This window comes from Paenibacillus barengoltzii G22, assembly GCF_000403375.2.
GTDB classification, from domain to species: domain Bacteria; phylum Bacillota; class Bacilli; order Paenibacillales; family Paenibacillaceae; genus Fontibacillus; species Fontibacillus barengoltzii.
On record NZ_KE159652.1, the window covers coordinates 408405 to 420268 of the forward strand.

Consider the following 11864-nt stretch of genomic DNA (forward strand, 5'->3'; position numbering starts at 1 on the left):
TTCTCTTTTTTTTGTCTACAGAGGAACGGTGACTTTCTGTTTATTTTTGAAATAGACCCACTCCTGAAATCCGATTTCTTTCAAACGTTGAGCGACTTCTTCCCATTCATCTCCAACCCGGGACGGGATGTGGGCATCGGAGCCGAAAGTGACGGAAACCCCGAAATGAAGAGCCCGTTCGAGAATGGAATCGTCAGGATACCATCCGCCGCTCAGCTTGGTTTTCCCGGAGGTGTTAATTTCGATGGCCACCCCGTACTCGGCAATCGTTTTTAATGTATCGTCAATCGCTTGTGCAGCCGGAATATCCGTAAATGCCGGGTAGTTGCCCTTCATCGCGTCGATGTGTCCCATAATCTGAAACAATCCGCTGCGGGCCGATTGGCGGATCAAATCGTAATAGGCTTCTTTGCTGGCTACTTTCTCCTCTTGGCTAAGGCCCTTCCAACGATTTTTGTTGAAGATGCTTACCTCATCAACGCTATGAACGGAACCGATAATATAATCAAAAGGATACTGGTTCAGCATATTCCGGTAAGCGCCCAGATGTTCCGGGAAGAAATCCGATTCGATCCCCAGCAGAACATCGATTCGGCCAGCGTACTCCTGCTTTAACTTCAGCACTTCCTCAACATATCCGGCAAAAGCTTGTTTGCCCATGGCGATTCGGGGAAAAGGCTGATCCTCATCATGGCCGAAGTATGGCGTATGATCGCTGATCCCGATGACCGATAATCCGGCAGACAGTCCGGCTTCAATGTAATCGCGGATGTTCCCGTCCGCATGGCCGCAGCGGAAATGATGGGTGTGAAGGTCAAACTTCATGGAAGACTGCTCCTTTCTGTTGCGTTGAGGTGTTGTGCCTGATGAGCACGAAGTATCTCCGTTTACTCAGAACTGATAAAATGGGTTTCCGGCATGCCCTTCAGGTCGCCCAGAAACTGCTGCATCGCCGAGTTGATATACCGGCTGGATTTATAGATGACGCCAACCGGGTGAGTGACTTCAAGCTCAGGGATTGGCACAACCTTTAGCGTACCCTGTTTCAATTCGCGTAATATCGATTGCCGTGAAATGATCGCCGCCCCGAGATTGATCTCTACCATCCGTTTGACTTCCTCACTGCTGGACAACTCCATCACGATGTGCGGTTCGATGTTATGTTGCCGGAAGACCTCGTCGATAAACCGCCGTCCGACCGTATCGGGAGACAGCATAATCATCGGGATGCCGCGCAGTGAATCCAGCGTGGGAGATGGGTTGCTTGCCAAGGGGTGCAGCGGAGAAACGACGAATTCGAACGTATCATAATACAACACCGACGAGAGCACTTGCGGGTTGTTTTCGATTAAATACCCGATCCCGATGTCAACTAGCCCCTGCTCCACGTTCTGATAAATTTGGCTGGAGGGCATGGATTGAATGGTGGTTTTGATCAGCGGGAACTGGTCTTGGAAATACGATAAGATCCGCGGCAGAATTTGAATGGCGATCGATGTGGTAGTCCCTAATACAATATGGCCTTGCGGGGTATGCTCCATATCGGACAGCTTCTGCTTGAGTTCTTCAACGATGTCCAGAATGCGTTCCGCTTGCTCCAGGAATACTTGCCCCCGGTCCGTCAGGGTAACCGGTTGGTTGCGGTCAACCAATACGGTGTTAAACTCATCCTCCAGGCTTTTGATTTGAGCCGAGACTGCGGGTTGGGTCAGGTTGAGCAGTTCGCCAGCCTTTCGGAAGCTTTTTGTTTTGGAGATCGTAATCAACGTCTCCAACTGACTAATATTCACCAGAAGGCCTCCTTTCTTTCCCGTTCCTTGGGAAATGCGCCGGATACGGCGCATTCCTCCATGATTAATTCATTATAGGGGAATTTCGTTGGCTAAATCAATGACACGACATTCGACTGTGTTCGACAAAATCCTACTTCAGCATCAGTTTTGTCTCCATGATTCGATTTTTAATGACTTATTCCTAGGAATAAAGTATAATAAGTTTTAACTAAATGTTGGGTCTATTGTATTGTAAAGTTATTCTTCTAGTGAAAAGGGGCGCATCCTTTTGAAAGCAGAAGTCATAAATCCTTTTCTTGAATCCGCTCGTTCGGTTATTCAGCAGGTTGTTCAAGTTTCGCCTTCGACCGGGAGTATGGGAGTTAAAGAAGTGATTCCCGTACAGGATCATATATGGATTCAAATCGGAATGACGGGCCATTTCAGCGGCATGGTGGTGTTCGGGCTGCAAGAGGCCGTAGCACTGCGCATCGTTTCGGCGATGATGGGCGGATTCGTCCTGACAGAGATGGATGAAATGGGGCAAAGCGCGATTTCCGAGCTGGGCAACATGATCAGCGGGAATGCCAGCACCATTTTGTCCAATCAAGGAATTGTTGTGGATATTACGCCTCCGCAGGTCCTCAAGATGGAGCAGGCGGCGGGGATTGGTCCACGCAAGGCGCTTTGCATTCCGCTGTTGATGGACGGCATCGGCGAACTGGACATTCAAGTGATGATCTCTTAAGATTAGGTACAGCAGAAAGTCAAGTGCCAGCATTTTATACATACGGTTTCGTGAACAGAAGATGACTTTTTGAACTACCTCTTGAAGGGATGTTACAGTGCGTATGTCGTTAGAAGGCAAAATCGTTGTCGTCACCGGCGCATCCAGCGGGATTGGCGCTTTGGCGGCGCAGAGGTTGTCTGAGCGCGGCGCTGTGGTCGTTCTGGCTGCCCGGAATGCGGAGAAGCTGAACAGGGTTGCGGCGAGTCTGGCCGGACCTTATCGGGTATTGGAGATGGACGTTGGCAGCGACGCTTCCGTGAAGGAAGGATTCAATCAGATTCTGAAGGAATTTGGACGGGTCGATGTCCTGTTAAACAATGCAGGTTACGGGAAGTTTGAATACCTGGATCAAATGCCGGTTTCCGAATTTGCGGAGATGATGAACGTCAATTACATCGGGATGGTTCGGTGTACGAAGGCGGCCCTTCCGTCCATGAAGGCTGCCCGTTCCGGACGAATCGTGAATGTCGCTTCGATGGCTGGCAAGATCGGTACGGCCAAGTCTACAGCTTACACCGCGACGAAGCATGCAGTTATTGGCTTTAGCAGCGCGTTGCGTCAAGAGGTCCGGGAGTACGGCATTACGGTATCGACGATTAATCCGGGACCGATTGATACGCCTTTTTTTGATATTGCAGATCCAAGCGGTGGTTATGTCAACAACGTGCGTTGGATGATGCTCAAGCCGGAGCGTGTGGTGAAAGCGATGGTGAAAGCGGCGGAGAAGGGCACGATGGAAATCAACCTGCCTTGGATCGCCGGTGCAGGAGCAAAGTGGTACCAGATGTTCCCGCGACTCGCGGACCGGTTAAGCTATCGAATGATGAATAAGAAATAGCCTGCCTGTGAAGGCAGGCTATTTGCGTCGGTGTAAATTTGTTGTGACTTAGGCTTATCGCATATAATGAAAATATTGGCATAAGACATCAAGTACTTTGAAAATAAAGGATGAATAGCGAAATGACGAATATTACATTTGCCGGGCTGGGAATTGGCGAGCCGTTGACCGCAGCCTTGCTGGACTACGGAATATCGGAACCGACACCGGTTCAGGCCGAGTGTATCCCTGCGGCGTTGGAAGGCCGGGATATTCTTGCACAATCCCAGACCGGAACGGGGAAGACGCTGGCTTACCTGCTGCCGTTGCTGCAACGGATGACCCCTGAAGAGAAGACGTTACAGGGGTTAATTTTGGCACCTACCCAGGAGCTGGCGATGCAAATTCTGCGGGAGGCGGAGAAGTACGGAGAAGCGCTGGGGATCCGAAGCCAGGCGTTGATCGGCGGAGCTGCGATCAAGCGCCAGCTGGAGAAGCTGAAGCAGCACCCCCAACTTGTCGTAGGAACGCCGGGCCGGATTCGTGAAATTTTAGCGCTCCGCAAGCTCAAGCTGCATACGCTGCGCACCGTGGTTGTGGACGAAGTGGATCAAATGTTCCAACTTGGCGGCACAGCGGACGTGGAGCATATTCTGCGCGGGACGTTGCGGGACCGCCAGCTGATGTTCCTGTCGGCGACAATTAACCCGGATATTCGGGCATTGGCAGCGAAAGAGATGAAGGAGCCGCTGGAAATCGGGATTGAACCGGAGCACCGAACGTCCAAAACGGTGGAGCATCTTTACTTCTTATCCGAAGCGCGGGATAAAATCGATATGCTGCGGCGGATCGTACGCCACTTCGAACCCGAGCGGACCATTGTATTTATCAATAATACGGATCAGATCGCTGAAGTTGAAGCGAAGATGAACTATGTAGGTCTCAGCGCTGGCGCTTTATATGGAGATGCGGACAAAACGGCGCGCAGCCTGACGCTGAAGCGATTCCGCGAAGGGAAAATCCGCGTGCTGGTGGCGAGCGATGTTGCTGCCCGCGGACTGGACATTGAGAATTTGGCTCTGGTCGTGAACCTCGATCCGCCCATTGATTCCGAGCATTACGTTCACCGAGTCGGCCGAACTGGCCGGATGGGGCGGAAGGGTCTGGCCGTTTCGATCGTGACGCCGCAAGAAGAATTCATTATGCGTAAATTCGCTCGGGAACTGGGCATTGAGATTGAGCCCAAGGCGTTATATAGCGGGAAGCTGGTGGATGCTGGTGAGGCAGGTTCCGGCAAGCGAACCCGGCCCACTGTTGGCGGCAAGCTTGGCGCAGACAAGGCGCCTCGCCGCAAAGGCACACCGGGGAGCGCTGGCCGTACAGCAGGGGAAGGCGGTAACGGACGGACATCCCCGTCGGCACAGATTTCCGGCCGATCTGCTTCCAGTCATGGAGGATCGCGGAAGGTATCGCCCACCGCTGAGCGGAAGAAGGAGCGTCTTCAGGATCGGAAGAATAAAGGGGCTCCAAAGTGGTTGAAAAATAAGCCGCCGCGCAGTTAGGCGGATCGTGGGAGGCGTTAGGTTTGAGTGGAAGTGAACTGCCTGTATTGCAGGTCGACGAGCTGAGCGGCGGTTACAGCTTGGGAAGGCCTGTACTTCACGACATAAGCTTCGAGGTGAAGCCGGGGGAAATGGTTGGGCTGATCGGGTTAAACGGGGCCGGTAAGAGCACAACCATGAAGCATATTCTGGGACTGATGACTCCGCATCAGGGAGAAATTCGCATTTCCGGCAATACGCGGGACGATGCGCCGGAGGCCTATCAGTCGCAGCTGGCCTTCGTCCCGGAGTCGCCGCTGCTCTATGAGGAATTGACGGTACGGGAGCATTTGGAGTTTGCAGCCCGGGCCTACGGCGTCGAGCCGGCAGCTTACCGGGAGCGGGCGGACCATCTGCTGAAGCTGTTCCATATGGAAGAGAAGGCGGACAGCCTGTCCGCCCATCTCTCCAAAGGGATGAAGCAGAAGGTGATGATCATGTGTGCGTTTGTCGCCCGGCCGCCGTTGTATATTATCGATGAACCGTTTCTTGGATTAGACCCGCTGGGCATCCGGTCGCTGCTTGATTTCATGTTGGAAATGAAACAAGGCGGCGCCTCGATTCTATTGAGCTCGCATATTCTGTCAACGATTGAAAATTACTGCGACCGCTTTATCGTCCTGCACCGGGGGAGAGTTCTGGCCCAAGGGACGCTGGCTGAAATCGGGGAACAGGCGCAAGCCTCGGGAGCTTCGCTGGAGCAAATATTCTACGCCTTAGTGAAGGACGGCGAATAGCGATGGAGCTTCAAACGCTGCGAAGCCGGCGGAGAGCAGCCTTCTGGGGCAAAGTGCTCCCGTATTTGCCCTATGTCTTTCAGAGCGGCCTCGCCGTCTTGCTGCTCCTGCTGCTCATTGCGTTTTCGGCTTGGTATACGGCGTTTCTGCAGAACCTTCCGCCCGGTTTGCCGATTCGCTGGATTTTGCTGCTATTATGGGGGCCGCTGACCGTCTATGCCGGATTCCGAACTTATGTGCAGCCGGCGGACGTCATTTTCTTGCTGCCGCAGGAGACGCAAATGAAGGCTTACCTGGCCCCGGCTTTTCGGAACGGACTGATTTATAAGCTGGTTGGGCTCTATATTGTGGTGTTACTGGCTTGGCCGTTATATCAACGCAGCGGCGAGGGCGGGGCCATCCAGCCCTTATGGCTGATGCTGATCGTCTTGCTCTTGCTTAAGGCGTTAAGTGCCTACGGCGCTTGGCAGGAGCTCCGAATTACGACGTCTCGTGCTAGAGCCGGGTACCGCTTGCTGCGCTGGTGCTTCGTGCTGCTGATGACGGCGGCATGGATTTGGCAACCCGCTTGGAAAAGCGCCTTGTTCATGGTACTCGTCAGCCTCAATTACGGCCTGATCTTGCGGTTCCCGATGAAACACAGGGTCCCTTGGGACAACCTGATCGCTGCGGAACGCACAGCGTCCGCTCGGGTGCAGATGATGCTCAGCTGGTTCGTGGACGTGCCGTCAGAAGGTCAGAAGGTGATCCGCCGTCGCTGGTTGTCTGGCATCGGCAACCGGATTCCGTGGCAACCGGCCGAAGCCTACCGTTATCTGTTGGTCAAGACGTTCGTCCGGAGCGAGCTGCTCGGGATCCTGCTTCGCTTAACGCTGCTGGGCATGGTGCTGACAGGATGGAACGATCAGTCGTGGCTCGGACTGGCGATTCACTTGCTGTTTGTGTTCCTGGCGGGCATGCAGCTCGCCGCCTTGCGCCAGACCCATCGGGACTCACCGGCAGCTTCCTTCTACCCGTTGCCTGCTGGCGCACGGAAGACGGCGACGCTTCGATTAAGCTCCCGACTGCTGTTCGCGATCACGGTATTGCTGTGGCTTCCGATGGTTGTCATCCCGGGCGGAGATGCGCTTTTGACGTTTGGCTCCTTGGCCGCAGGCTTATTGTTGGCGTTAGCTATGCGTTCTGCCTGGAAGCGCAGATGGCGCGAAGAGGACGAAGACGAGGAATAGTAAAAAAACGGACCGTTTCCCTGCTCGGGAACGGTCCGTTTTGAATTGGAAACATATTTCAGAGCAAGTTACACCAGGATGGAACGGCTAACGATAACCAACAGGATAAAGAGAACCAGGATCACACCTGTGCTCGTGAACAGGCCGCCGTAGCCGTAGCCGCCTCTTGCTTCTTCAATTCCGCTCATTTTCATTCCCCTTTCCCAATTAGGCGTTTTGTATTTGTACACCGTATTGTATGAGAAGAGGGGCTGACGTGCGTGGGCCAATGTGCCGTTCTCCGGCGGTTCGCCGCCTATTTGCCCTGCAGGTCTTGGACGCCTTGATAGATCAGATCAAACAGTTCTTCCAGATGCTCTTCCGCGATACAGGAGAAGGCGATCCGCAGGTCGGTGTCGCCCAGCGCGATCGTGCCGATGCCGTACTGGTGGATCAGATGCTGCCGCAGCGCTTCAGCCCCGACCGTCTTAAGCTTCAGGCACATGAAATAGCCGGAATTAAATGGGTAGTATTCCCATACGTCCCCATACTTGCCGCTGTCGAGCAGGGCTTTGACTTTATTGGCACGTCCCTTCATAATCCGGAATTTCTCTTCCTTCTGGGCGGCAAATTCCGGCGATTTCAGAGCGCGCAGTACAAACGTCTGCGAAGGATGAGCACCGCTCGAAATTGTGGCGCGAATAATCCCCAGCGTCTTCTGCTCCAATGCGGTCAGCACCGCTTGGTCTTCGGACGCAAACGTAATAAATCCAACGCGGAAGCCCCAGACGTATTCTTCTTTCGTTGCTCCGTCCACTTTGATCGGCAAAATCCGCGGATGCAGTCCCGCCAGTTGACCAAACAACGATTCATGAAGCGATTCCTCGAAAAATAACCCAAAATAAGCGTCGTCGGTCACAACGACTACATTAATGCCTTCTTCGGCCGCCGCTTGGATGGCAGCTACGATCTCTCTGCCTTCCTTCGTCCCCGGCGTATATCCGGTTGGATTGTTCGGGAAGTTCAAGATCACGATCGCTTTGCCTTTATCCTTCTGAGCCAAGAGCGCTTCGCGCAATCCGGCGCTGTTGAAGGTCATGTCTTCGGTGAATAACGGGAAATTCACGATGTCAGCATGACGGCGAATGCCGAAAGTGAGCTCGTAGTTCTCCCAGTTTTTGTCCGGATAAATGACAACATCGCCTTCATCGACGAACAGATCGGCGACGATGCTGAGCCCGTGGGTCAGGGCGTTGGTAACAATCGGTTGGCCGAAGCTCTTGCCTTCGAGCGACGGATTCTCCTGAATCATTTTATCACGCCATACGCTGCGCAGCTCAGGTTTGCCTGCTGGCGGGGCATAAGGGTACAAATCCTGCGGTTTATAGGCGGACAAGGTGTCCTGAATCGCTGCAAGATGCATCGGGATGCCGTTTTCGGTAGCGATGCCAATCGTAGCGTTATATTTCTTAGCGTGGGCTGAAGCTTCGGCAGATTGGCTTAAAATGCCTTCCTTCGGGAAATAAATTTCCTTGCCCAGCGTGGACAGCATGTCATACACGTGCCGGTTGCCGGATTTGACGCTCTCGTTTAACTGCTCCGCGAGTGGGTTCATCACATTCATCCTTCCAAATCGGTTTGATATTTTAGGACAGTAACGTCTTAAACTGCCTAACATTATATCATTTCGACCCGGACACGTCACGGTGAAATCACAGCGGATTTGGCTTATTTTTCTGGGTGGGCCGGACAGTATTTCTTCATGAGGGCAATTGTCTCTGCATCCAGTTCATTCCCCCGCTGCTTGAGGCCGGAGGTGACGGCGGTTCGATTCGGTTCCTTCAAATTTTGTCCGAATTTAAATTTGGCGCTGATCGCTTCTGGCACAATCCGGCAAAGGGCTACGGCCTTCAGTTGTCCGGCATAGTCAGGATCCTCAGGCGTGATCGGGGCGTAACCGCCCTCCGGCTGCAGCTTCTCCATAAACAGGGTAAAGGCGTGAGCTTTTTCCTCAAGATCGTCCACCCTTTCCACCTGTCCGCGCACCATGACGCTTTTGAAGTAAGAGGAGGCCGGGCAGGCCAGCTTGGGATCGGTAAAATAAGATGGGATGATCGCATACTCCTTGGCAACTGTAAAGCTGACCCGTGGATCTTGAGTGATCTGCTTCATTTTCTCTCCCGCCAGGCTTCCGTGAAAATAGAAATGCTTGCCATCGTAAACGAAATTCAGCGGCGTGACCCGGCTCCAACCGTCCTCGCCGACCGTGCCGAGAAAGCCGAAGCTCATTTCCTGTAAAAACTCGTGAATTTCCGCCTCTTCTGTCATGCGAAATTCTTTTCTGCGCATGGTTGGTCCCCCCTCCGATGGTTTGACATTCAGCTTAAGCTGGAAATTGACAATAAAAAAGAACCAATTTACATTAATTTTACTGGTCCAATTTCGGTTCATTTCGGGCGGAGACAGGGGGACTTGAGATGCCGGATTTTACGATTCCGTTGGCGTCGTTCAGCGAGAAATATCGATATAAATATTTAGCTTTGTACCATGCGCTTCGTGCGGCGATTCTCGACGGTACGCTGCCGGAGGGCACACGCCTGCCGGCGACCCGGGAGTTGGCCGAGTTATACGGCCTGTCCCGCGGGAGCGTCTCGCAGGCGTACGACATGCTCCACGCCGACGGCTACGTGCGGACCGCCGTCGGCAGCGGCACGTTTGTTGCCGGCGGGGTGCAGCCGCCGCAGGCGGACGAGGGGCCGAAGGCGCCGATCGCGTTGTCCCCTTGGGGACAACGTGTGGTCGCGGCGATGGCCCGCGGCGGCGACGCGAGCGAGCCGACGCTCGGCGGGGCGAGCACGCCGGGCGAGGCGGCTGCGCACGCTGGCGCAGCGCCAGCGGCGAGGGGGCCCGTCCCGATCTCGTACCGGGACGGGGGCCCCTGGGAGGCGCTGTTCCCGACGGCGGAGTGGAACAGCGCCCTGGCGTGGGCGGCGCGCAGCAAGCCCGGCGCCGCCTTGGGTGAAGCCGCGGCTCCGGCCGGTGAGCCGGAGCTGCGTGCGGCGATCGCTGCGCATCTGCGGCGCAGCCGCGGGATTGCGGCAGAGGCAGAGCACATCTGCCTCTTTAACGGGTCGATGCAGGCGATCACGCTGCTGACCCAGCTGCTGCTGGGGGAAGGCGAGCCCGCGGTGCTGGAGAACCCGTGTTACTACGGGATCTCGCGGGCGGTGGCCGCCTGCGGAGGCGTGTCCGTCCCAGCGGCGCTGGACGGAGATGGCATCGTGCCGCGCGATTGGGACGCGCGGCTGCTGTTCGTCACGCCGGGTCGGCAGTTCCCGACCGGCGTCGTGCTCTCCCACGCCCGGCGGCGCGAGCTGCTGGCGTGGGCCGCGCGGCGGAACGCTGTCATCGTCGAGGACGATTACGACAGCGAGTTCCGCTGGGGCGGCCGCCCGCTGGAGCCGCTCAAGGCGTTGGACCGCGAGGAGCGCGTCGTCTACGTCGGCTCCTTCTCCAAGACGATGTTCGCCGCCCTGCGGGTCGGCTATGCCGTGCTGCCGCGCACCCTGGTTCGGCCCGTTGCGAGCGCGAAGGCGCTCTACGAGCCGGTGCCGCCGGCGCGGCTGGAGCAGCGGGCGCTCGCCCGGTTCATGCGCACGGGCGGCTACGAGCGCCACCTGCGCCGGATGCGGCGCCATTACGGCGCCAAGCAAGAGGCGTTCCGCCGCTGCATGGAACAGGAGCTGGGCGAATTGTTCCGCCTTCGCCCCGCCGATGCCGGATTGCTGCTGTACGCCGAATGGCTCCGCTCGCCGGAGGAGTACCAGGCCTTCCGCCAAGCGGCGGCCGGTCGCGGCGTCCTGTTTCGTGATGCGGCCATTTACCGGATCACTCCGGGGCCGCCAGCAGCCTGCTTTGCTTTTTCCCATTTAGACGAATTGATGCTCATTGAGGGTGTATTTCGTATGAAAGCGGCCTGGGGGGATATTTAAACCCGTGCGCTTTAAAGGTATAATAAAGGTGATAAACTTGTCCTCGTGATGTAATGAGGAGGACAGGACATTGTACGGATCAGGCAAAATGATGCGATTGTATTTTTTTTTACGGGAGGGAAGGACATGCTTCACGTTTCACCATCATCATTTGAATTGAAGCCGGCATTCGCCAAAATCGTCTGCGAACCCGGTTGGAAATGGCACAAGAGGGAGAAGCCGTTGCAGAACTATGATCTCTTCTATGTGTGGAGCGGTGAAGGCACGGTTGTCCTGAACGACCAGCCCATTCCGGTCAGTAAAGGCAGCTGCTTCCTGTTCCGCAAGGGGGATCACACCAGTGCTACGCATAACCCGCAGAAACCGCTGGTGCTGACGTACATCCATTTCGACGTCCACGAGCCCGTGACCGAAGTGCCGGGTCCCTACCGCGTACTGGAGGATACGCTGGATTTCGAGTATATGTTGTCGCGTTACGTCCGTTTATTTTTGATGAAGGCCTATGCCGCCGAAGAGGAGGCTCAGCTGATCCTCAAGCAGCTGTTGATTTATTTGCTGCGGGAAGAACGGCAGGTACCGGTAGAGAAGAAGGTCAGCAACCAACTGCATGAAGTGATCCATGAAGTGGCGAACTATGTGCTCCAGCATCCCGGCCTCCCTCATAAAGTGCAGGATTTGGCTGCCCGGGCGGGCTTGTCCCCGCGCTATTTCTCGATTAAGTTCAAGGAAATTATCGGAATGTCTGTGCAATCTTACATCATTAAGTCGAGAATCGACCGGGCGCAGCATTTGCTTCTGCATGCCGGCATGAATGTGACCGAGGTGGCAGATGCGCTGGGGTATCGGGACATCTTCTTCTTCAGTCGCCAGTTTAAGCAATATACGGGAAAAAGCCCATCCGAAATCCGTTAAGCAGGTTGTTCTAAATCACGAACACCCTCTGAAGT

The 11864-nt window shown here is 55.1% G+C and carries 12 protein-coding genes; 7 read left to right on the top strand and 5 right to left on the bottom strand.

The annotated features are described in order from the left end of the window. Positions 1-15: 15 nt before the first annotated feature. On the bottom strand, positions 16-825 hold the full coding sequence (locus C812_RS02005) for a histidinol-phosphatase (RefSeq protein WP_016311020.1): 810 nt from the start codon (positions 823-825) through the stop codon (positions 16-18). Positions 826-887: 62 nt separating this feature from the next. Next, positions 888-1790, bottom strand: coding sequence for a LysR family transcriptional regulator (locus tag C812_RS02010; protein WP_016311021.1), 903 nt, complete (start codon positions 1788-1790; stop codon positions 888-890). Between the two features lie 271 nt (positions 1791-2061). Here C812_RS02010 and C812_RS02015 point away from each other — a divergent pair, with 271 nt between their 5' ends. The 5 genes from C812_RS02015 (at position 2062) to C812_RS02035 (ending at position 6946) form a co-directional block, all read left to right on the top strand. Beyond that, a complete protein-coding gene (locus tag C812_RS02015) occupies positions 2062-2520 on the top strand; it encodes a chemotaxis protein CheX (protein ID WP_036624248.1) in 459 nt (152 codons plus the stop codon). A 103-nt stretch (positions 2521-2623) separates the two neighbouring features. Then, positions 2624-3400: an SDR family NAD(P)-dependent oxidoreductase gene (locus tag C812_RS02020; protein ID WP_028538657.1), complete on the top strand. Its 777-nt coding sequence runs from the start codon at positions 2624-2626 to the stop codon at positions 3398-3400. A 122-nt stretch (positions 3401-3522) separates the two neighbouring features. After that, positions 3523-4941 carry a DEAD/DEAH box helicase gene (locus C812_RS02025; RefSeq protein WP_016311024.1) on the top strand — a complete coding sequence of 473 codons (1419 nt, stop codon included), beginning with the start codon at positions 3523-3525 and terminating at the stop codon, positions 4939-4941. A 23-nt stretch (positions 4942-4964) separates the two neighbouring features. Then, a complete protein-coding gene (locus C812_RS02030; RefSeq protein WP_016311025.1) occupies positions 4965-5717 on the top strand; it encodes an ABC transporter ATP-binding protein in 753 nt (250 codons plus the stop codon). Between the two features lie 2 nt (positions 5718-5719). Then, positions 5720-6946: an ABC transporter permease gene (locus tag C812_RS02035; protein WP_016311026.1), complete on the top strand. Its 1227-nt coding sequence runs from the start codon at positions 5720-5722 to the stop codon at positions 6944-6946. 68 nt (positions 6947-7014) lie between these two features. Here C812_RS02035 and C812_RS22670 read toward each other — a convergent pair whose 3' ends face one another. The 3 genes from C812_RS22670 to C812_RS02045 all read right to left on the bottom strand — a co-directional run bounded on the left by C812_RS22670 (position 7015) and on the right by C812_RS02045 (position 9274). Beyond that, positions 7015-7134, bottom strand: a complete 120-nt coding sequence (locus C812_RS22670; RefSeq protein WP_208855739.1) for a YjcZ family sporulation protein — start codon at positions 7132-7134, stop codon at positions 7015-7017. 107 nt (positions 7135-7241) lie between these two features. Next, complete coding sequence (locus C812_RS02040; RefSeq protein WP_016311028.1) at positions 7242-8540, bottom strand: aminotransferase class I/II-fold pyridoxal phosphate-dependent enzyme; 1299 nt, start codon at positions 8538-8540, stop codon at positions 7242-7244. A 113-nt stretch (positions 8541-8653) separates the two neighbouring features. After that, positions 8654-9274 carry a pyridoxamine 5'-phosphate oxidase family protein gene (locus tag C812_RS02045; RefSeq protein ID WP_016311029.1) on the bottom strand — a complete coding sequence of 207 codons (621 nt, stop codon included), beginning with the start codon at positions 9272-9274 and terminating at the stop codon, positions 8654-8656. Positions 9275-9402: 128 nt separating this feature from the next. On the opposite strand from C812_RS02045, the gene pdxR reads away from it, so the two are divergent. Together pdxR and C812_RS02055 are read left to right on the top strand one after the other, a co-directional pair. Then, on the top strand, positions 9403-10917 hold the full coding sequence (pdxR, locus tag C812_RS02050) for a MocR-like pyridoxine biosynthesis transcription factor PdxR (RefSeq protein WP_016311030.1): 1515 nt from the start codon (positions 9403-9405) through the stop codon (positions 10915-10917). Between the two features lie 126 nt (positions 10918-11043). After that, on the top strand, positions 11044-11829 hold the full coding sequence (locus tag C812_RS02055; RefSeq protein WP_016311031.1) for a helix-turn-helix domain-containing protein: 786 nt from the start codon (positions 11044-11046) through the stop codon (positions 11827-11829). Positions 11830-11864 lie beyond the last annotated feature (35 nt).

Bases quoted from the DNA above. Each gene is read 5' to 3' on its own strand.
- C812_RS02005 (WP_016311020.1), bottom strand. From the start codon at position 825: ATGAAGTTTGACCTTCACACCCATCATTTCCGCTGCGGCCATGCGGAC.
- C812_RS02020 (WP_028538657.1), top strand. From the start codon at position 2,624: ATGTCGTTAGAAGGCAAAATCGTTGTCGTCACCGGCGCATCCAGCGGG.
- C812_RS02025 (WP_016311024.1), top strand. From the start codon at position 3,523: ATGACGAATATTACATTTGCCGGGCTGGGAATTGGCGAGCCGTTGACC.
- C812_RS02035 (WP_016311026.1), top strand. From the start codon at position 5,720: ATGGAGCTTCAAACGCTGCGAAGCCGGCGGAGAGCAGCCTTCTGGGGC.
- C812_RS22670 (WP_208855739.1), bottom strand. From the start codon at position 7,134: ATGAGCGGAATTGAAGAAGCAAGAGGCGGCTACGGCTACGGCGGCCTG.
- C812_RS02040 (WP_016311028.1), bottom strand. From the start codon at position 8,540: ATGAACCCACTCGCGGAGCAGTTAAACGAGAGCGTCAAATCCGGCAAC.
- C812_RS02045 (WP_016311029.1), bottom strand. From the start codon at position 9,274: ATGCGCAGAAAAGAATTTCGCATGACAGAAGAGGCGGAAATTCACGAG.
- pdxR (WP_016311030.1), top strand. From the start codon at position 9,403: ATGCCGGATTTTACGATTCCGTTGGCGTCGTTCAGCGAGAAATATCGA.
- C812_RS02055 (WP_016311031.1), top strand. From the start codon at position 11,044: ATGCTTCACGTTTCACCATCATCATTTGAATTGAAGCCGGCATTCGCC.